We start from the raw sequence: 19,771 nt of genomic DNA, 5'->3' as shown, positions 1-19,771 counted from the left end.
GATATTTTAACATTGAAACGCCGGTTTACTTCCAAGTAAACCGGCGTAACTATTTGGGCTATAAAGAGAAAATTCAAAATCTATCAGGTCTAGTTTCACCACAGACTTGAAGCCCTTAGGAAGAGATTAGGCGCATGGAACATTACGCCACCTTGTTAAGTTTTGGCCCCGACGGCTGGGGTAAAAGTATCGCATGGGGACTTGTCGTCACGATTTCCTTGGCCCTTGCGACATTGCCCGTAGGCCTGGTGCTTGGTTTCATTGTTGCTCTGGGTAAGCAATCGAGCGAACCTTCGATACGCCTCGCAAGCAACATTTACACCACTATTTTCCGTGGACTTCCGGAGTTATTGACGCTCTTCCTTGTCTATTTTGGCGCGTCTTTGCTGCTTCAACAACTGCTCAGTTTTTTCAATATCAACGCAAATGTTGAAATCAATGCCTTCGTGGCAGGCATGATTGCGCTCGGTTTTGTGTTTTCATCATATTCCAGCGAAGTCTTTTTGTCTGCTTTTCGAGCTATTCCGCGTGGACAATATGAAGGCGGCTATGCGGTCGGTCTTTCGTATTGGCAGACCATGCGCAAAATCATCCTGCCGCAATTGATCAAGATCGCGCTTCCCGGCCTTGCTAATCTCTGGCTGGTTTTGCTGAAAGATACGTCACTCGTATCGGTTATTACACTCTCGGATATCCTGCGCCAAACGTCGATTGCCGCGCGCGTCACGAAAGAGCCATTCCTGTTCTTCGGCGTCGCCTGCTTGCTCTATCTCGCGCTTGCGATCATCTCCTCATATTTCATCAACCGCATCGCTCGATGGGCCGATGCGGGCAATAGCGCGTCGCGGGGTGCATGATTATGAGTGAAGGTACAACACATGGCGCAGCAACGGTATTAGCCCCACCGCCAGTTGTCAGAAGTTGGACGGGCGCTCGAATTGCCGGGCATATCATCGTGGTATTCTGGGGCCTGCTCTTCATCGGACTTGCGCTATATCTCTATAATGTGTGGCGTATTGATCTGTTTGAAACCTACGCACCGCGCTATTGGTCTGGTCTGCTGGTTACTTTGCGGCTCGTAGCGATTTCGATTGTTATTGGCGCGCTCCTGTCTCTGCCGATCACGGCGGCTCGCATGTCAAAGAACCGTTGGCTGCGTGGCATCGCTTTTGGCTATGTCTATTTCTTCCGTGGCACACCGCTGCTCGCTCAGACCTTCCTGATCTATTACGGCTTCGGAACGTTTCGTCCGTTCCTTGAAAGTGTTGGTCTTTGGGTTTTCTTCCGCGATGCATGGAACTGCGCAATTCTGGCCTTCTCGCTCAACACAGCGGCATATCAGGCAGAAATCCTGCGTGGCGCTATTCAGAGCGTTGCTGCTGGGCAATGGGAAGGTGCGGCGGCTCTTGGTATCTCCAAGCGTGTGACGTTCTGGAAAGTAATCCTGCCTCAGGCCTTGATCGTGGCTTTGCGTCCGTATGGCAACGAAATCATTCTGATGATCAAAGGATCGGCTATCGTCGCAATCATCACCGTGCTTGATCTCATGGGGGAAACCCGCCGTGCCTATTCAAGGACGTTCGATTTCCAGACCTACATCTGGGCAGCGGTTATCTACTTGCTGATTGTCGAATGTCTGCGACACGTCTGGGACTTCCTTGAACGGCGATTGACAAGGCATTTGATCCGCTGAACTGACGAATAAAAGAAAATTTATCGCCCCCGTTAGCCTTGCAGCTACCGGGGGCGATCTGCTTTAAATGCATACCTCTCTGAAGCGCATCTCGCGTTTTTTAATCGCAAATCGATAGGCTCAATCATGTTGAAAATCTGGGGTCGAACCAATTCCACCAATGTAAAAAAGGTGCTTTGGATAGCTGAAGAACTCGGGCTCAAATATGAGCAGATCGATGTGGGTGGACAGTTTGGCGGCCTGCAGGATGAAAGTTTTCTTGCTCGGAACCCCAATGGCCTCATCCCGCTTCTTGAAGATGGTGACACCACACTTTGGGAATCGAATGTAATCGTTCGTTATCTCGCCGCAACGCATGCAAAGAGCGGCCTTTGGATTGAACCCCCTGCAGAACGTGCTCAAGCAGAAAAATGGATGGATTGGGCTCCCTCCACGCTCTATGCCAACTTTCGCGATGTGATCACCAATTTGATCCGGCTTCCCGAAGATAAGCGCGACGAGGCAGTAGTACAGCGCGGGATTGAAGGCATGACGCGATCGCTCAAAATTGCCGATCAAGCACTTGCCAACCAGCCATGGTTATCAGGCGACGATTTCGGCGTTGGTGACATTCCGTTGGGTTGTTATGCCTACGCATGGTTCAAGTTTCCTATAGAGCGCCCATCAACCCCTCATCTTGAAGACTGGTATAACCGTCTCACGCAGCGTCCCGCCTATCGCAAGGCGGTCATGACGCCACTCACCTGATCCACCAATTTCTCTCTGGAGGGACAAAGAATGACAGCAATAAAAGTGGCCTTCCTCGGCCTCGGCGTAATGGGCTATCCGATGGCCGGCCATTTGAAAACCAAAGGCGGCTATGACGTTACGGTCTATAATCGCACCAGTGCAAAGGCTGCCAAATGGGCTGAACAGTTCGGCGGAAAACATGCAGCCACTCCTGCTGAAGCCGCGCGCGATGCGGATTTCGTTTTTTGCTGCGTTGGCAATGACAACGATTTGCGTGAAGTGACGACTGGTTCAGATGGCGCTTTTTCGACAATGAAAAAGGATGCTGTTTTCATCGACAACACCACGGCATCCGCAGAAGTCGCACGTGAACTCGACGGCGAAGCGCAGCAGCGTGGCTTTCATTTCATTGATGCGCCTGTGTCTGGTGGCCAGGCTGGCGCAGAAAACGGTGTTCTGACCGTGATGGTCGGCGCGTCGGAAGCGGTGTTTGAAACGGCCAAACCTGTTATCGAAGCCTATGCGCGTTCGGTCGGGCTGATGGGCCCCGTTGGATCGGGCCAGCTCGCCAAGATGGTCAACCAGATTTGCATTGCGGGCCTGGTTCAGGGCCTCGCCGAAGGCATCCACTTCGGCAAGAAAGCTGGTCTGGATATCGAGAAGCTGATTGGCGTTATCTCCAAGGGTGCTGCAGGTTCCTGGCAGATGGAGAACCGGCACAGCACGATGAATGAAGGCAATTATGAGTTTGGTTTTGCTGTCGACTGGATGCGCAAGGATCTCGGTATCTGTCTTGAGGAAGCTGACCGCAATGGCGCGCTACTGCCTGTAACCGCACTGGTCGATCAGTTCTACAAGGAAGTGCAGAAGATAGGCGGTGGCCGCTGGGATACGTCTTCCCTGCTTGCTCGCCTTGAACAGTAAAATCTTTACTCTTAGATGAAAAAGCCCGGCTTAGAGCCGGGCTTTTTGTTACTTCTCTTAAAAGATCAGAACTTGACCTTAGCTGTCAGCGACAAAGCGCCAACGAAGTCGTTTCCGAATTCACCTTTGGAGCCGGTTGGGTTTGGCTTACCGTTGATTACAGTGTCGTCCATCTCACCAGATGTCAGCCAGCCAGCAGCACCTGCAAGACGAACTTCAAAGTTTTGGGTTGCCTTATAGTTCGTGCCCAGACCGAAGAGCCAGATGTCGGTTTGAGACGTCAAGCCTGTTGTCGTTCCACGGTCCCAAGTGACAGTTGCTGCAGCAGACCACTGATCGTTGAACTTGTGTCCAACGCCACCGCTGACAGTCCAGCCATCCTGATAATAAAGGTTCAGGTTGGTGATATTCGTTCCCTTAGGAACGATCGCACCGGGAGCAAGCTGTAGATTGGAAGAAGAGTTGAATGCAACCATTTCAACGCTCGACCAATCAGTCCACTTGACCGAACCGAAAGCGAGCCAATCCGGAGCAATACCTGTTTGGAACTTGAATTCGACCGACTGCGGTGTGGCAACATCGCCAGCAACGCTAATCGGAAGTGCGCGGCCAGTGATTGGGCTCAGAGCCAGATTATCAATGGTGCCTTCAAGATTGTATTTGACTTCAGACTGATAGACGACCGTTGCGCGGATCGCATATTCTGGGAGTTCATAGGCAGCACCGATACGCCAGCCAAATGCCTTGTCTTCAACGTCAAGCGAAGCGACACGGAACGAACCGCCGAAAGCTGAGCCCGGAGGAATCATACGGGTCTGTTCACCCTTCAGCTCCTGATAGCTGACGCCGCCGAGAAGACGGAAGTAACCTTTTTCACCCGCGTTGAAACGATAAGAACAGTTCAAGCCATAATCATTGGATGAAATCTTCTGTTCGATAGCAGTGAACATGCGAATGTTATCAGTGCCGACATCCGTGTGAATGCCCCATGGCTGACGATACTGTGCCGCACAAGCCAGATCGTCCGTAAGATCAACCTTGGCTGAGAACTTCGGTACCCAATAGCTTTTTGCTTCGTCCACATCATTGGAATAAGGACGACCGTTCAGCGGATTGATGCCACCTGTCGCAGCGCCAATCGGGCCGCGGATATTTTTCAGCTTACGCTGTGGTGAAACGTAGGTGCCCGTTGTATCGATCACGGTGCCCTGCTCGAACAGGATATCAAAATCCTGCGAACTCCGCTCCAGACCGCCCGCATGTGCAGTAACGGCACTCCCCAACAGGCCGACTGCGATCCCGACAGCTTTCATGCGCTGCAGCTTCATAAAATGTCCTCCCAAACAGAATGCAATGAACTTCAGCAATTTACTTTGACGCAAACGTAAATCAGGAAGGATTCAGCCTGCAAGATGCATAAATTGGGAGGCCCGCGAGTAGCGAAGATTTGTTTTGACGAAAAGCTTAAAATAAGCGCGCTAATTGCTAATTCTTCTGATGTTTGCAGGGCGATTAGCACCCAAAACCGCCAAATTTTGCCATTTTTTAGCCCAATTCGAGCCTTGTTGCTAAAGCGCAACAGAGCTGAAAAACAATCGAAACGGCGGTTCGATGAACTTTAGAACGCCTTGAAAGGCTAAAATTACAGCCTCTTTGAAAGCAAAAGCCCGGCAACTAGAAGCTGCCGGACTAATGATTCGAAATGAGGCAGATCTGAACGGACGAAATCAGCCTGCTTCGCGGATACGCGCTTCTGCGGTCGCCACGCGTGCCGCCGCATCTTTGAGTTCTGCCAAACGCTCACGTTCCGCCTGAACGACCTCTTCCTTTGCGTTCGCTACGAACTTTTCGTTCGAGAGCTTCTTTTCGATCTTCTCCATCTCAGCAGCGATCTTGCCTGCTTCCTTGGCCATACGGGCGGCTTCGGCCTTCAGGTCAATCAGGCTGCCCAAAGGCAGGCAAATGGTAGCTTCGCCGTGCACCAGCTGCGCTGAACCCTTTGACGCTTCCTCTTCAAAGGAAACTGATTCCACACGTGCCAGACGCTTGATTGCAGCATCATGACGCGCAAAGCGGTCGATAGTTGCAGCATTTGCCTCAAGCACCACGATCGGAGCCACAGCACCAGCAGGCACGTTCATCTCCGCACGAACAGAGCGAATGCCCATGACAAGATCAACCAGCCAATTGATGTCAGCAGCTGATTCTTCATCTTCAAATGACAATTCAGGCCATTGCGCCAAAGCGAGAACCGTATCGCGCTTTGCACCTTCACCTGCGGTCAAGGTCCAGAGCTCTTCGGTCATGAATGGCATGAACGGGTGCAGGATCTTGTAGATCTCATCCAGGCAGTAAGCAGCGGTTGCCTGCGCTTCAGCCTTAGCAAGCTCATCGTCGCCCATGAAGATTGGCTTGAGCAGTTCCAGATACCAATCACAGAACTGGTTCCAGACAAAACGATATGCCGCGCTTGCCGCTTCATTGAAGCGATAGTTCGCAATGCCTTCCGTGACAGCGCGCGCCGCCTTGGTCAGTTCCGTCAGAATCCAGCGATTGACAGCAAGCTTTGCATCATCAGGCTTGAAGTTTGGATCAAGCTTCACGCCGTTCATCTGAGCAAAACGTGTCGCATTCCAAAGCTTCGTACCGAAATTGCGATAGCCAGCAATACGCGCCGGGTCGAGCTTAACATCGCGGCCCTGTGCGGCCATGATGGCAAGCGTGAAGCGCAGAGCATCCGCGCCATACTCGTCCATCAGCTCAAGCGGATCGATGACATTGCCTTTGGATTTCGACATCTTCGCGCCGTGCTTGTCGCGCACGAGTGCATGGAGATAAACCGTATGGAACGGAATTTCTTCCATGAAATGCATACCCATCATCATCATCCGGGCAACCCAGAAGAACAGAATGTCGAAACCCGTTACCAGAACACTCGTCGGATAATAGATGCCAAGTTCCGGCGTCTTGTCTGGCCAGCCCAGCGTTGAGAACGGCCACAGGCCCGATGAGAACCACGTATCCAGAACATCGGTGTCACGTTCCAGAGCGACCTCTTCGCCGTAGTGAGCGTGTGCGGCAGCTTTCGCTTCCTCTTCGCTTTTTTCAACGAAACAATGACCATCCGGGCCGTACCATGCAGGGATCTGATGTCCCCACCACAGCTGACGGGAAACACACCATGGCTGAATGTTTTCCATCCAGTCGAAGTAGGTCTTTTCCCAATTCTTCGGCACGATCTGTGTGCGTCCATCACGAACCGCAGCCATGGCTGGCTTTGCGAGTTGGGCTGCGTTCACATACCACTGGTCAGTCAGATATGGCTCGATTGGCACACCACCGCGATCGCCGTGCGGGACAGCGTGGGTGTGATCCTCGATCTTTTCCAGATAACCCTGCTCGTCAAGCATTTCGACGAGGCGCTTGCGTGCAGCAAAACGATCCAGACCTTCGAACTCTTTGATAAGCGCTATCAGATCAGGTGTCAGTTCCAGACCTTCGAGGAAATCAACGTTGTCCTTGAGCGTAATCGCTGCCGACGGCGTCAGAATATTGATTGCGCGAAGATCGTTGCGCTTGCCAACTTCAAAGTCGTTGAAGTCGTGCGCAGGTGTGATCTTCACAGCACCGGAACCGGCTTCCGGGTCAGCATAATCGTCCGCGACAATCGGTATGCGGCGTCCAACGAGCGGAAGAACGATGTTGTTGCCGACCGACGCGTGATAGCGCTCGTCCTTCGGGTTAACAGCAACACCCGTATCACCAAGCATGGTTTCAGGACGTGTCGTTGCAACAACGATGAAGGTATGCGGGTTTTCTGGATCGAACGGAATGTTTTCCAGCGGATAGCGCAGATGCCAGAGATTGCCCTTAATCTCACGTGATTCGACTTCAATGTCGGAAATCGCGGTGAGAAGCTTCGGGTCCCAGTTCACGAGACGCTTGTCGCGGTACATCAGTCCCTGCTTGTAAAGCGAGACGAAGACTTCGAGAACGGCCCGCGACAGACCTTCGTCCATCGTGAAACGTTCACGTGACCAATCGCATGATGCGCCGAGACGACGGAGCTGATTGGAGATCATCCCGCCTGATTCAGACTTCCATTGCCAGATGCGCTCAATAAACTTCTCGCGGCCCATGATATGACGCGTTGGCTCCTGGCGTTCAGCAAGCTGACGCTCAACAACCATCTGCGTGGCAATGCCCGCATGGTCCAAACCCGGTTGCCAGAGAACATTCTTGCCGCGCATGCGCTCGAAACGGACCATGATGTCCTGAATCGTATTATTAAGCGCGTGACCCATGTGCAGCGAACCGGTCACATTCGGCGGAGGAATGACAACAGCAAAGGGATCAGCGCCAGGCTTTGAGCCTGCACCCGCCTTGAACGCGCCGGCTTCTTCCCAGCGTTCAGCGATTTTCGGCTCTACAGCCGCGGCGTCATAAGTCTTCTCAAGCATGGAAACGTCCGGTCTTTATGCGGAATGAATTGATTGACGGCTCAATAGCAACTAACAGCCGACAAATCATCCTAAAAGTGAAAACCCGCCTGGGAGACAGACGGGTCAAGAAGTTCAATCTGGCGTTAAACCAGCTCCAGTCAGGATTGAATCACTGGAACCGATTTACCAATTATCATTAGCATTATCCTACGCAAAACCGCTTCGCACTTTTGCTGGAAATGCTTTAGATACTTAGCGTTCGCCTCGCACCACACGTTCGATTTCTTCGCGAACGAGTCGTTCAACAAGAGGCGGCAGATTATCATCAAGCCAGCTCTGCAGCATCGGGCGCAAAAGGTCAGAAGCGATTTCATCGAAAGAACGACGCGGTTCCGAGTGAACAGCGTGGTTCAGATCCTGAAATGCAGCAGCCACTTTCCGTTCGGTGCCCTCTGACAAAATATGTGCTGAGCCCTGCACTTTCAAGTCAGCGGGTTGAGCTTCAGCAGCGGGCGTTGCTTCAACTTCCGGCTCCGAAGTCTCATCAGGTTGTGCAGTGTCAAGCTCAACGGCAATCTTGGCTTCCAACGAGGGAGCAGTGTCAACTTCGGCTACTGGTTCAACAACTTCGCCGCGATGATCATCATTTTGTGCGTCGAGAACGAAATCGTCTTCTTCCTCATCCGCATCAGGAATTTCATCTGCAATAGTTACTGCAGACGGGGTTTCTGAAAGTGGACCACGCAAAACGGTGTCATCTAAGAACGCATCGCTCTTGAGAGCTGGTTTATCTGCTGCTTCAGGCTGAGATTCCTGAGCAGTAACAGGCTTACGAAACTTGGCGACTTCTCCCCGCGACGGAAAAGCGGACGCGGCAGGCATCGGATGACGCGAAACATCGCTATCTTCGATAATCCGGCGAATGGAAGCGAGAATCTCTTCCATTGACGGTTCGCGTGCTGCGCTGGATGTTTGTGCCATTGCTGTCCGTCTTTCCCTTATTGCCAATTACTCACACAGGCAGAGAATCATTGGATTAAGGGTACCGGACCTTGGTCGGTTTGAGAATCCCTCCACAGACACATGCAATCCGAACCCACAGCTTTATCATTTTGTTAAGAATTGCAGTTCCCACGACGAATCAAACAAAAACGGCGCCAACGGCGCCGTTTCAGTAACTCATATTTTTAAGGTTTACCGGCCATCTGGTGTACGTAGGCCGAACCACTTGTCCTTTACAGCATTGTAGTGCTCTTCAGGCTTATACTGAGCGACCTGCAACTGCATGTCCTGTGCCGTCATACGACCGCTTGCATTCAGAAGCGCATAGCTTGCAACAATCGAGTCATGCTCAGCCTGAACAAGCGCGATTTGAACCTTCACCAGTTCATTCTGTGCATTCAACACGTCGAGCGTGGTGCGCTGTCCGACCTTGCGTTCTTCAATAACGCCATCAAGAGCCAGCTGAGCTGCCGCGATGCCATCGCGGTTTGCCTTGACGGATGCACGAGCTGCTTCGAGTTGAGACCAGGCAGAGCTGATCGCCTGACGAACCCTGTCTTGAATGATATCAACTTCGATACGTGCCTGGCCGAGTTGTTCCTTAGCCTGACGTATCTGCGCTGAAGTACGGCCGCCGGTATAGATCGGAATGCTTACACCGACGCCAACCGATGCGGAGTTGCCATCACCAGCATTGGTGCCAGCATAGGTGTCGAGGTGGCTTGCACTTGCAGTCAAACCAACAGTCGGCAGCAAAGCACCTTCCTTGGCCTTGACGTTGTAGCCCTGCGCGTTAACTGCATACTGGGTAGCCAGAATACCCGGATGCACAGTAACAGCATTTGCATAGGCAGCATCTGGCGTGCGCGGAAGGTTCTTGGCAGCAGGTGCTGCAGCAAGACGGTCGGGCTGTGAACCAACAACCTGAACATAAGTCGCTTCGGCTGTCTTCACGTCTGCGCGGGCAGAATTGAGCTCCGCGATGGCGGTCGAGCGCTGCGATTCTGACTGAGCAACATCGGTACGTGTGCCTTCACCAACATCTAGGCGCGCACGCGAAGCGCGGACCTGCTCGTTCATAGCAGCGAGATTCTTTTCGCGAAGCGCTGCGATCTGACGAAGCTGATACACACTCATATAAGCCTGAACGGCTTCCAGAAGTGTATTCTGTTCGTCGTTGCGGAGATTTTCGCGCTGCGCAAACACACTGGTTTCAGCTGCGGCAACGTTGTTCTTGGTCTGAAAACCATCGAACAGCATCTGGTTCAACTCAATACCGTAGGTACCTGTCGTGCGCGTGCCGGCTGTCGGCGTCTTTCCGCGACCGATATTATACGAACCTGTCACCTGCGGACGGTAGCCGGATTTCGCAATCGCGACATTCTCGTCCTCGATACGCACGCCTGCTCTGGAAGAGTTCAGGGTCGCGTTGTTCTTATAGGCTTTCATGAGAGCGCCATTCAGCGTCTCTGACAAAGCGGCCTGTCCCGATAAAACGGTGCCAGACAGGAGTATTGCCGCCGCCATAAGTCCTTTGCACGCTTTGAACACCGTATACCTCATATCAGAACAAACGAATCTATAATCGAACCGATCGGTTCGGGAAGACTTAATAACGTGTAAATTCCGCTATTTCCATCTTTCCCGCCAGTGCTTTCACAAACAATTTCCGCATCGTTGCAGAATTGCCCCACGCGCTGGATTAAAACTCGAACTGCTCAATACGCTCAAAACCAGGAAGCGGACGAACTGCTGTATTGAAAACGCTGCGTCCCGAAGCAACACCGTTTTCTTTCACGTAAAGTCGCGCAATTCCGGCATTTCCACGCCCTTCGACGACAACCAGACGGCCGCCTTCTTTAAGCTGATTGAAAAGTACTTCCGGCACAAAATCAACTGCACCCTCGATGAAAATCACATCGTAAGGCGCTTCCGATGGATAGCCTGCATTCAAATCGCCTGAAACGATCACAACATTGTCATGGCCAAGTTCCTGCAAACGAGCCGTCGCAACGGCCGCCAGTGCGGAATCACTTTCAAGGCCAATGACCGATCCAGCCAACTCAGAAAAGATTGCAGACGAATAACCAGTGCCGCAACCGACATCGAGAACGACGTCGTCCTTGTTAACTTTCGCAAGCTGCACGAGCTTCGCAAAAGGTGACGGTTCCATGAGATAACGTGGCGCAGTGCCTTCGCTTTCAAGAAGCTGATCTTCGTCGATATAAGCAAGCACCTGACGGTTTGCCGGAACAAAAGCTTCGCGTGGAACAGTCAGAAAAGCGTCGATGACCCTGAGGTCCGTTACATCCGTGGTACGGATCTGGTTATCGACCATCTTCGTGCGAAGATCCTGGAAATCGGCTGCCATAGCCATGCCCTACATCCTTCTTTATCGCGATCACGCGATGATTATGCCTTTTGGCACCCATTTCGAACAGAGCCCGGACCATACGGCAAATCCGTGACAATCGCGGTTCACTATCGTTATGGAGCACCATAAACGAGATTTGCCGCTGGTGTGGCAAAAATCGGTCTCCCAGTCAATCAGACACAAAATTTGCCAAACACAAGATTTGCAGATGTAAGCGCCGCACTTTGTCACTGCGATCTGCAATCTTATGAACCAGCCCACAAAAATGCCGGGCGTTTCAGCCCGGCAATTATGCTTTGGATCGATATCTTGCAAGCGGCGCGCCATCACAACGCGCAGAATAGCGATCACATTATTGCGCAATCGTCGCGGGATAACCCGCAGCAGACAAGGCATGAAGCGCTTCATCCTGCGATGCGTTGCCATCAAACTCGACCTCTTTCTTATCGAGATCGATCTTAACAGTGGCCTTTTCGTCAAGCTTACGTAGAGCGCCAGTGACACTATCGGCGCAACCACCGCATTTCATCTTCGGTACAGAAAAAGTCACCATTCAACTCACTCCTTGCTCTTAAGCGGTCCAGTTGGGATTGGATACCCGAAACGCTCTATCCGGTTGTTTTAAAGTATCTACCTCAGAGGAAAATCGCTTCACACTTTTGATTTAAATGCTTTAACTGACACCACTGTGCAGCTTCCCATCGTGGCAAGGTCAAGCGTGAATTTTCGTTACGGGGCCTCGCAGTTTTCCGGCACGCTCTTTTCGATGGCCAACGGCGATTTCGTCAACGAGCCCGTCATGATCTGCATCGGCTTGTAAGGTGGCTCTTCCTGCATACCAGGATTGGTGAGACGGATCGTATAACAGCCTGTAAATACTTCCTTTTTGCCATCGTCACCCTCAGATTCGATTGCTATCGGAAGGCTCCAGTAAATCTGCCCCGCCCCCGGATCGGGATCAATCTTCCGAACCGCAACCTTTACGCTTTTTGTGCCTTCGTAACCTTTGGCAAATGTCTTGAAATCAGGCTCCCGCCCCTCTTCCGAATAATAGCTGTAAGCGCGAGAATATTCCTTGCGATTGATCGCATTGTAATAGGATTCCATCAGCGCCTGAGGGGTCGAGCGGTCATCACGGTAATCAGGAACCGTTATGCCGTCACTGGCATCCTGAGTCTGCTCAGACGGTTTGGTTTCCTCGACGGGCTTTTCCTGCTTCTGAGTTTGGGCTTGGGCCGGAGCGACTTTCTTGGGCGCTTCCTGGGCTTGCGCGCCAGACGTCAAGACACCGGACATCAAAACAATGGTGCTGAACACGCCAGCGACCCCAGCAAGTATCAAAGGCTTCATGCGCTCAATCGACATTCGCTTCTCCTCTTCCAGCAATTCTTTGTTTGCAGCGCACCGAGGTGTGCACGCTCGTTGTGGCTGTGCTCCCGATTTGGTGTCTTGCAGTAATGATGTTACAACACTAACTATAGTAAAAACGTGGCAATCCCGCAGAAAAGCATATTGCTTCGAACAAACTGGATGATTCTCCAGCTGCAGACCAGCATAACACCGGAAGAGATGAAAAATGGGCCGTTTCTCAGTCTTGACGCTTACCGATGCAGCAGCAGCTCGCGTTAGTGAAATCATGGCGTCGCGTGACGGTGCGCTTGGCATTCGCGTCGGCGTCAAAAAAGGCGGCTGCGCTGGCATGGAATATACGATTGACCTCGTCACTGAGCCGAAAGCCGGTGATGATTCCGTCGAAAAAGATGGGGCAAAAGTTTATATCGCACCTGAAGCTGTGCTATTCCTGCTTGGCACACAGATGGATTTCGAAGTCACCACGCTACGCACTGGATTCGTATTCAACAATCCAAATCAGACATCGGCTTGTGGTTGCGGTGAATCTGTTGAGCTGACTGCAGCGTCCTCAGAAAGCCTGCGCCAGATGCAGGGAGCAGCTTAAATACCCGGCGTTCCAAATGGATGATCAATCCTTACGTGACTTGTTTGAAGGCTTAGGAGCGATCAGCATTCGTCGCATGTTCGGCGGCAAAGGTATCTACCATCAGGGATTGATTATAGCGCTCGTTGTTCAGGACGAGCTGTTGTTGAAAGCCGATTCCCAGACGGCCGCTGCCTTCATCGAAGCTGGGTCCAGACAATGGGCTTACGATAGTCGGAAGAGTGGCAAGCCTGTCGCCATGCCTTATTGGAGTGTACCAGACGAGGCTTACGACGACCCTGAAATCATGGCTGATTGGGCGCGACTGGCCTTTGCAGCAAGTCTTAGGACTGCTCCCGCTAAAGCGAAGTCACAGAAATCGCTCTAAAAATTCGTTCTTACCTAAAGCATGTCGCAGTTAAATGGATTCATTTAACGTTCGCGAACATGCGACAATTAAAGGAATGTAGAGCGAGCATCATGGGTGCAATTAAACGCGACACGCTCTAGAGCGTTTCCAGTTCAAATTGAATCATTGGAAATGCTCTATCTCCTTGTTTTTACGTGCATATTATTCCGAATAAGTGCCTCACATTTTCGTGATGCGCTCTAACTATCCGCATTCAATATAAAACGCCGGCCTGTTTCAATCAGACCGGCGTTTTCAATTTGCAACAACCTAAATTCAAACCCCAGTCGGGATCAGCATGAAGGCTGGAATGTCATTACCGAAACCAACTGGCACCGGACCATCATCATCGTCGCGATCACGGCGACGCTTGTGGTTGTCGTGCTGAGGCTTGTTACGACGCTCGTCATTTGACGTGCGGATCGCATCACGACGCTCTTTGATCTCGTTGATTACCGGCTGCGGCTCATCTGCCTGAACAATCACAAGTGTCTCGACCTTCTGCTTATCTTTCGATCTACCCTTGGCATCTTTACCTTTGCCTCGAGCATTTTTGCCCTTACGTGCCGTATCTTCAGATTCGTCAGACGCTGGCAAGGTTGAAAGATCGCCATCGAGCCATTCAATCTTTTCACCAATCATGGATTCGATTGCCGTCAGATATTTCGTGTCAGACGGCGTAACGAGCGTGAACGCCTTACCGGAACGTCCAGCGCGACCTGTGCGACCGATGCGGTGCACATAGTCTTCCGAATGGATCGGAATGTCGTAGTTGAACACGTGGCTGACATCAGGAATATCGAGGCCGCGCGCTGCTACATCGGAAGCAACCAGAAGCCGCAGCTTGCCATCTTTGAAATTGGCAAGCATCGCCATGCGTGCGCGCTGGTCCATATCGCCGTGCAATGCGCCAGCATCAAATTCATGACGCACCAACGAGCGGAAAAGCTCGGATACGTCCTTCTTGCGGTTGCAGAAAATGATCGCATTCTTGAGCGTATCACCTTCAGCACGGATGAGATCGCGCAGCACAGCGCGCTTGTCCCAATCCTTTTTACCCGACTTTACCAGACACTGTGTGACTGTCTTTGCGGTCGAGGATGCTTTCGCGACTTCAATACGTGTCGGCGAATGCAAAAACTGTTCGGTCAGCTTGGTGATTTCCGGCGGCATTGTCGCCGAGAAGAACAGCGTCTGACGCGTGAACGGGATCAGCTTGCAGATACGCTCGATATCGGGGATGAACCCCATGTCGAGCATGCGATCGGCTTCATCGATAACGAGAATTTCAACACCGGTCAGTAGAAGTTTACCGCGTTCGAAATGATCTAGAAGACGACCAGGCGTCGCGATAAGCACATCTGCGCCGCGTTCGAGCTTGCGTTCCTGCTCATCGAACGAAACGCCACCGATCAGCAGTGCAACGTTAAGACGCTGATTAACGCCATACTTTACGAAATTTTCTTCAACCTGTGCAGCAAGTTCGCGCGTCGGCTCAAGAATGAGCGTGCGCGGCATACGAGCACGCGCCCGGCCCTTTTCAAGAAGATGGAGCATCGGCAAAACGAAAGACGCAGTCTTACCCGTGCCTGTCTGAGCGATGCCAAGGACATCTCGACGCTCCAGTGCAGGTGGAATAGCACCAGCCTGAATTGGTGTAGGCGCGGTGTATCCCGCAGCTTCAACAGCAGCGAGCACTTTCGGGGAAAGACCGAGTTCGGCAAATGTCGTCAATGGAGGCGCAGCTCTCTTTTTGGAAATGAATTCCACCCATCCTGTCATTGCAGCCGCGTCAATCGGCGCAGGAACCAAGGCAGAAAAGGCGTCTGCAACGCAATAAGCGTCTTCGTGCAGCATCGCCTACGTCCGTAGCGTGCAAAAGTCAACTAAAATACCGCGTCAGAATATAAAAATGCTTATTTATTTGTATTTTATTGTGTTTCACTCAAAACTAATGCGGTATTTTACTAAAATCATAGCCAACTAATGTCTAAATTGTTCTGTTAGAATTCGCTCATCCCAAGAATGATTTTGATCAAATAAGATGGCAACCTGGCTATCGGGGTCTTCGCGGACTGTGACTGACCTTACCGACTTGACTTCGTTATTGTCAGCAACCGCATTGACTGGCCGCTTTTCTGTTTCCAGCAAATCCATTCGTACAGTTACATGCTTTGGTAAAAGGGCCCCGCCCCAACGTCTTGGGCGAAACGGACTCACAGGCGTCAGAGCCAGCAGTGGGGCCTCAAGCGGCAAAATGGGCCCCTGTGCAGACAGATTATAGGCGGTGGAACCTGCAGGCGTCGCTACCATGACGCCATCACAGACCAGTTCCTCGAGCCGTACCTTGCCGTCAATGGTAATGCGAACCTTGGCTGCCTGGTAGGACTGCCTGAAAAGCGAGACTTCATTGATCGCAAGCGCCTTGAACGGCGCAGCATTTGCGGTTTCGGCAATCATCTCCAGCGGACGGATTGTTTCTTTCTGCGCCGCATAAATGCGCGCAGGCAAATCTTCCACGCTGAATTCATTCATGAGGAACCCGACCGAGCCACGGTTCATACCGTAAATCGGTATGCCGCTGTTCATAAAATCGCGCAAAGCCTGCAGCATAGTGCCGTCACCGCCGAGAGCAACGACTGTATCCGCATCTTCGGCGGCAACATGGCCGTAACGCTTCACGAGCTCTTTCTGAGCCGCAAGTGATTCCTCTGTTCCCGACGAGAGGAAGTGAAGCGCCAAGGATTTATCGTCCATATCATCCATTCCAATGCGCTAGCTCGTGGTCCCATTCCGATATTCGCATCCCTTGAATATAGGCATTGAGCAAATGTCGGAATCAAAAGACCGCGAGTAACTTTATGAATCGAGTGAATTTATCGAATTTGACGTCTGAAACAGCGTGAATGTCAGCCGGGATTCAAACGTCAAATTCAATCCACTCGTGCAGTTTCCACAGTTAGATGGCTATCATATGCAAAACTTGCTTACCATCACCCACTTAATGTGAATTTTCGCTTTACACGCGCTGGAAATATGCTAATTCGACGCCAGTGCCCTTATAGCTCAGTTGGTAGAGCACCTGATTTGTAATCAGGGGGTCGGGAGTTCGAGTCTCTCTGGGGGCACCACTAAATTCTCAATGTTTTCAATAGCTTGATCGTTTAGTTGGCGCTGCACTTTCTTAAATCCATGTTGCAACGTGTTGCGAACTACTCATAAGCATTATCAATAGGTTAGAATGAGTCGCGGCTCGTAGACGCGACATGAAACGCAACATGCGCCCTGCCCGTTCCCACTGCAATCAAAGAACAATCAATGTCTTAAACCGTCTGAGTAAGACGCTTTTCAGACCGTGAAACGTTTCGGATGCGTTACAAATCGTTACGCATAACGTCACGTGACAGGCACCATGTCGCGCTCATGTTGCGTGAAATCGCGAGATAGTTTCATTTTGCCATGGCAAAAACTTAGCATTTGCTAGGAGCGGATCGTTTAAAAACAACAACTTGAAATAGCCGTGGCTTTCCCAAGTTTGCCTCCCGATACACTGGTGCTGTAGCAATGCCTTAAGCTAGTAGCATGCAGAAATGTGAGTCGCACGGTAGCGATCCGCTAATGGAGGTTTGAGTGGCCGAGATCGGTGAAGTTCTTAATTCCTTGAATGATCGCTTATGCGCTCTCGAAGGCAAGTCAGTCGCCTTTGAAAAACTGATTACCTATCAAATGATAATGTTTCTCGCCGAGAGTGAACAATTTCGGATGGCGTGGGACAAAGGTCTAGAAGCGAGCATAAAAAGCTTCAGAGAAATCATGGAAGGTTCAGATAAACCAACGGCGACTCTCTTGGGTGCAGCGATAGACACTTTAGATAGATTTCGATCAATAGACCTGTCTGATCCAAACCCTGCTTTTCCTTTCACAGTTATAAAAGGCGGAGTTGAAGATTGATAAGAGCTTCAACCATATTCACCCAACTACAGCGGCCAACACCTTTTTGCCAAAACAAGAATAACCCCTTTGCGCCACCATGGCGCAAATTCCAATCGCGGGACGACATGGCAAGAGATGCGCGCAAATCTGCTCACATCTGAGCACATTAGGTCTACCCAAACCTGGACACACCTCTTGACCACCCGCCGCGCCTCGACATGGAGCAGCAATCTTTTTCCACGATATTGCCGAGAGCTTGTGGAAGAGTGTGAATCGTTTGGATACTCAATTCAAACAGCTGGCAAACAGGGAGTAGTTCACATCAATATACCAAATGCCTTTGAAACGCTTCAATCACTACGCCAAATTGGCAGAATTAACTCAAAAACGCATGCAAAAGAACGGGTTCAATGATTCTGGTATAAAGCTGTGGACTGAAGACGAGATCAGCCTTTTGCGTGAGCACAGAAACGATATTGATCGCCTATGCGCGTTACTTCCGCATCGGACCCGCTGCGCCATTCAAAGTCAGTGCCGAAAAAAAGTAAGTTCACGCCAAATTCATTCTTGGACGGCTAAAGAAATTTCTCAGTTGCGCAAGCTATATCCGACCGCCGACGCAAAGGAGATTTCTGCCGTTTTCTCATACTCTTCATGGACGAACATACAACAGGTTGCGCGGTATCACGGCTTTCGACGTCAACGAAAACCTTATAAATTGACGGGTTTCAATGTGTTGGACCAGCTTCGAGCAAAGTGTTTTGAAATTCGCTGGTCCATGGCTGACTTGGATCGAGCTAGTAGAACCAAGAAATATTTCCAGAGCATGGGTTGGCGGCGCAACAAACCAAGCATCCAAGCAGTAGGAAAAGCGGTCCGCGCGCTCGACGGAGAAATCCAGATCGAGTGGAAAGATTAATGGCTTTTGCCATGCGTCCCATGTGTCCTCTCAATCATATAACACCGCGAACAAGCTCGACTTAAAGTAGCGACTCAGCTTTGATGTTCCCGGGCAAATCATCGGGGCTAGAAATGTCGAATATCACTGTAAATTCGCGCCACTTGAAATCGATCAGAGCAGGCAAACTTCAAGCAAAATACAGCGCGGATGGCTCTCGAATACTAAGATACTTTATCGACTTCTGGCACGATGGGCTCAGCACACATAAAGATTTAAGTGCTCCAGAGCTCTATCTGCTTCAAGGAAAAGTGGATGCGCTTATCGCATCATGGGATAAGAAATACGATATAAACTTGGCTAAATCTCAGGTTCTAGCCGGTAAAGACGCCGCAGACGCAGCCACAATTGACGCGCAGAACAGTCTTGATCAGCTCAGCTCCATTCTAGCGCATACGCTGAAGGTCGATGACCGTGTGGATTGGGAAGCACTTAAGAAAAAGGGCGCATATCCAAGAAAGCGCTTCACCGATCCCGCACCCCGACAATCCTTGATCGATCGACCGGTTGAAAGACAGCCTGTGATTTCGATTTGGGATCGCATTTTCGGCCAAGCAAAGAAAAAGATTGCGGCGGTAAACGAAACCAACCGATCAGCGTTAGATCGTTGGCAAGCGCGTGTCGCCGAGAATGACGTTCAACATCAAGTAGCAGTGAAAAATTGGGAAGCAACACAATCAGCCTTTGAAGCCACAGAGACAAAACTAGAAGCAACATTCAAGGCGGAGCAGGCCAGTCACAATGCGAAGGTCGACGCACTCGCAGCAGGGGTAATTGCTGGCGAACCGGATTCTGTTATCGAGCACGCATCGCTCGTATTAGAACGCTCGAATTACGCGGATTTATTCGAAAAGTCGTTCCAGATGGAATATCAAGCGGAAGGAAAAGTTCTCCTGCTTGAATATTCACTCCCTTCCCCCGACCAAATGCCGACATTAAAGCAGGTCCGGTTTGTCTCAAGCACTGGTGAGATGAAAGAAACGCACATCTCCGATCGTGAGAAGAAGGCAAACTTTGATCTCGTTTGTTATCAAATTTGCCTGCGAACTATTCACGAGTTGTTTGAAGCCGACGAAGCTCACAACATTGAACAGATCCTGTTCAATGGCACCACCAGCTACATTGATCGCAGTAGCGGACAAGACGTTACATCCTGCATCATGTCTGTTCTCGTAGAGCGCGAGAGATTTATGAGCATCGGCCTCAATCGTATTGAGCCAAAAGCTTGTTTTAAAAGCCTCAAAGGCGTGTCCGCTGCTTCTCTGTCTTCATTGGCTGTGTTTCGGCGTGGAATATTGACCCCACTAGCGGGCGAATACTTATTCAATTTTGACCCCTGCTAGATTTCATCCGAGTATCTGACTTTTAGTC

The 19,771-nt window shown here is 51.0% G+C and carries 18 protein-coding genes and 1 tRNA gene; 10 read left to right on the top strand and 9 right to left on the bottom strand.

What is annotated here, in order from left to right:
* The first annotated feature begins 134 nt into the window (after positions 1-134).
* The 4 genes from QBD00_RS20220 (at position 135) to QBD00_RS20205 (ending at position 3,346) form a co-directional block, all read left to right on the top strand.
* Complete coding sequence (locus QBD00_RS20220; protein ID WP_095446551.1) at positions 135-857, top strand: ABC transporter permease; 723 nt, start codon at positions 135-137, stop codon at positions 855-857.
* Positions 858-859: 2 nt separating this feature from the next.
* On the top strand, positions 860-1,693 hold the full coding sequence (locus tag QBD00_RS20215) for an ABC transporter permease (RefSeq protein ID WP_318580376.1): 834 nt from the start codon (positions 860-862) through the stop codon (positions 1,691-1,693).
* Positions 1,694-1,819: 126 nt separating this feature from the next.
* A complete protein-coding gene (locus QBD00_RS20210; RefSeq protein ID WP_318580375.1) occupies positions 1,820-2,440 on the top strand; it encodes a glutathione S-transferase in 621 nt (206 codons plus the stop codon).
* A 30-nt stretch (positions 2,441-2,470) separates the two neighbouring features.
* Entirely contained in the window at positions 2,471-3,346 is an 876-nt protein-coding gene (locus tag QBD00_RS20205) for an NAD(P)-dependent oxidoreductase (RefSeq protein WP_095446549.1), read from the top strand.
* Between the two features lie 65 nt (positions 3,347-3,411).
* Here QBD00_RS20205 and QBD00_RS20200 read toward each other — a convergent pair whose 3' ends face one another.
* The 7 genes from QBD00_RS20200 to QBD00_RS20170 all read right to left on the bottom strand — a co-directional run bounded on the left by QBD00_RS20200 (position 3,412) and on the right by QBD00_RS20170 (position 12,529).
* Positions 3,412-4,659, bottom strand: coding sequence for an OmpP1/FadL family transporter (locus QBD00_RS20200; protein WP_264231147.1), 1,248 nt, complete (start codon positions 4,657-4,659; stop codon positions 3,412-3,414).
* A 414-nt stretch (positions 4,660-5,073) separates the two neighbouring features.
* Positions 5,074-7,806 carry a valine--tRNA ligase gene (locus tag QBD00_RS20195; protein WP_318580374.1) on the bottom strand — a complete coding sequence of 911 codons (2,733 nt, stop codon included), beginning with the start codon at positions 7,804-7,806 and terminating at the stop codon, positions 5,074-5,076.
* A gap of 234 nt (positions 7,807-8,040) precedes the next feature.
* Entirely contained in the window at positions 8,041-8,769 is a 729-nt protein-coding gene (locus tag QBD00_RS20190; RefSeq protein WP_318580373.1) for a PopZ family protein, read from the bottom strand.
* A 213-nt stretch (positions 8,770-8,982) separates the two neighbouring features.
* On the bottom strand, positions 8,983-10,353 hold the full coding sequence (locus QBD00_RS20185) for a TolC family outer membrane protein (RefSeq protein WP_151094929.1): 1,371 nt from the start codon (positions 10,351-10,353) through the stop codon (positions 8,983-8,985).
* A gap of 139 nt (positions 10,354-10,492) precedes the next feature.
* Positions 10,493-11,161 (bottom strand): protein-L-isoaspartate O-methyltransferase family protein, encoded by a 669-nt coding sequence (locus QBD00_RS20180; RefSeq protein WP_095447890.1) that lies wholly within the window; start codon positions 11,159-11,161, stop codon positions 10,493-10,495.
* 355 nt (positions 11,162-11,516) lie between these two features.
* Positions 11,517-11,717: a heavy-metal-associated domain-containing protein gene (locus QBD00_RS20175; RefSeq protein ID WP_095446545.1), complete on the bottom strand. Its 201-nt coding sequence runs from the start codon at positions 11,715-11,717 to the stop codon at positions 11,517-11,519.
* 176 nt (positions 11,718-11,893) lie between these two features.
* Complete coding sequence (locus QBD00_RS20170; RefSeq protein ID WP_318580372.1) at positions 11,894-12,529, bottom strand: hypothetical protein; 636 nt, start codon at positions 12,527-12,529, stop codon at positions 11,894-11,896.
* 211 nt (positions 12,530-12,740) lie between these two features.
* Between QBD00_RS20170 and sufA the strand changes: the two genes are divergently transcribed.
* Positions 12,741-13,121 (top strand): Fe-S cluster assembly scaffold SufA, encoded by a 381-nt coding sequence (gene sufA, locus QBD00_RS20165; protein ID WP_095446543.1) that lies wholly within the window; start codon positions 12,741-12,743, stop codon positions 13,119-13,121.
* 16 nt (positions 13,122-13,137) lie between these two features.
* A complete protein-coding gene (locus tag QBD00_RS20160) occupies positions 13,138-13,488 on the top strand; it encodes a TfoX/Sxy family protein (RefSeq protein ID WP_095446542.1) in 351 nt (116 codons plus the stop codon).
* 297 nt (positions 13,489-13,785) lie between these two features.
* Here QBD00_RS20160 and QBD00_RS20155 read toward each other — a convergent pair whose 3' ends face one another.
* A complete protein-coding gene (locus QBD00_RS20155) occupies positions 13,786-15,243 on the bottom strand; it encodes a DEAD/DEAH box helicase (protein WP_318580427.1) in 1,458 nt (485 codons plus the stop codon).
* 249 nt (positions 15,244-15,492) lie between these two features.
* Positions 15,493-16,266 (bottom strand): NAD kinase, encoded by a 774-nt coding sequence (locus QBD00_RS20150; protein ID WP_095447888.1) that lies wholly within the window; start codon positions 16,264-16,266, stop codon positions 15,493-15,495.
* 298 nt (positions 16,267-16,564) lie between these two features.
* Here QBD00_RS20150 and QBD00_RS20145 point away from each other — a divergent pair.
* The 4 genes from QBD00_RS20145 (at position 16,565) to QBD00_RS20130 (ending at position 19,743) form a co-directional block, all read left to right on the top strand.
* Positions 16,565-16,640, top strand: a tRNA-Thr gene (locus tag QBD00_RS20145).
* Positions 16,641-17,139: 499 nt separating this feature from the next.
* Positions 17,140-17,460: a hypothetical protein gene (locus tag QBD00_RS20140; protein ID WP_318580371.1), complete on the top strand. Its 321-nt coding sequence runs from the start codon at positions 17,140-17,142 to the stop codon at positions 17,458-17,460.
* 316 nt (positions 17,461-17,776) lie between these two features.
* The gene (locus tag QBD00_RS20135) at positions 17,777-18,361 is read left to right on the top strand and encodes a hypothetical protein (RefSeq protein ID WP_318580370.1); all 585 of its coding nucleotides are present in this window, start codon (positions 17,777-17,779) and stop codon (positions 18,359-18,361) included.
* Positions 18,362-18,474: 113 nt separating this feature from the next.
* Positions 18,475-19,743: a hypothetical protein gene (locus QBD00_RS20130; RefSeq protein ID WP_318580369.1), complete on the top strand. Its 1,269-nt coding sequence runs from the start codon at positions 18,475-18,477 to the stop codon at positions 19,741-19,743.
* The last annotated feature ends 28 nt before the right edge of the window (positions 19,744-19,771 follow it).

Source organism: Ochrobactrum sp. AN78 (assembly GCF_029909885.1).
Classification (GTDB): domain Bacteria; phylum Pseudomonadota; class Alphaproteobacteria; order Rhizobiales; family Rhizobiaceae; genus Brucella; species Brucella quorumnocens.
The sequence above is the reverse complement of the archived record's forward strand: the minus strand, read 5'-3'. Positions and strand labels throughout refer to the sequence as shown.

Bases quoted from the DNA above. Each gene is read 5' to 3' on its own strand.
- QBD00_RS20195 (WP_318580374.1), bottom strand. From the start codon at position 7,806: ATGCTTGAGAAGACTTATGACGCCGCGGCTGTAGAGCCGAAAATCGCT.
- QBD00_RS20205 (WP_095446549.1), top strand. From the start codon at position 2,471: ATGACAGCAATAAAAGTGGCCTTCCTCGGCCTCGGCGTAATGGGCTAT.
- QBD00_RS20180 (WP_095447890.1), bottom strand. From the start codon at position 11,161: ATGGCAGCCGATTTCCAGGATCTTCGCACGAAGATGGTCGATAACCAG.
- QBD00_RS20170 (WP_318580372.1), bottom strand. From the start codon at position 12,529: ATGTCGATTGAGCGCATGAAGCCTTTGATACTTGCTGGGGTCGCTGGC.
- QBD00_RS20215 (WP_318580376.1), top strand. From the start codon at position 860: ATGAGTGAAGGTACAACACATGGCGCAGCAACGGTATTAGCCCCACCG.
- QBD00_RS20190 (WP_318580373.1), bottom strand. From the start codon at position 8,769: ATGGCACAAACATCCAGCGCAGCACGCGAACCGTCAATGGAAGAGATT.
- QBD00_RS20220 (WP_095446551.1), top strand. From the start codon at position 135: ATGGAACATTACGCCACCTTGTTAAGTTTTGGCCCCGACGGCTGGGGT.
- QBD00_RS20130 (WP_318580369.1), top strand. From the start codon at position 18,475: ATGTCGAATATCACTGTAAATTCGCGCCACTTGAAATCGATCAGAGCA.
- sufA (WP_095446543.1), top strand. From the start codon at position 12,741: ATGGGCCGTTTCTCAGTCTTGACGCTTACCGATGCAGCAGCAGCTCGC.
- QBD00_RS20150 (WP_095447888.1), bottom strand. From the start codon at position 16,266: ATGGACGATAAATCCTTGGCGCTTCACTTCCTCTCGTCGGGAACAGAG.
- QBD00_RS20160 (WP_095446542.1), top strand. From the start codon at position 13,138: ATGGATGATCAATCCTTACGTGACTTGTTTGAAGGCTTAGGAGCGATC.
- QBD00_RS20210 (WP_318580375.1), top strand. From the start codon at position 1,820: ATGTTGAAAATCTGGGGTCGAACCAATTCCACCAATGTAAAAAAGGTG.
- QBD00_RS20185 (WP_151094929.1), bottom strand. From the start codon at position 10,353: ATGAGGTATACGGTGTTCAAAGCGTGCAAAGGACTTATGGCGGCGGCA.
- QBD00_RS20135 (WP_318580370.1), top strand. From the start codon at position 17,777: ATGCCTTTGAAACGCTTCAATCACTACGCCAAATTGGCAGAATTAACT.
- QBD00_RS20175 (WP_095446545.1), bottom strand. From the start codon at position 11,717: ATGGTGACTTTTTCTGTACCGAAGATGAAATGCGGTGGTTGCGCCGAT.
- QBD00_RS20200 (WP_264231147.1), bottom strand. From the start codon at position 4,659: ATGAAAGCTGTCGGGATCGCAGTCGGCCTGTTGGGGAGTGCCGTTACT.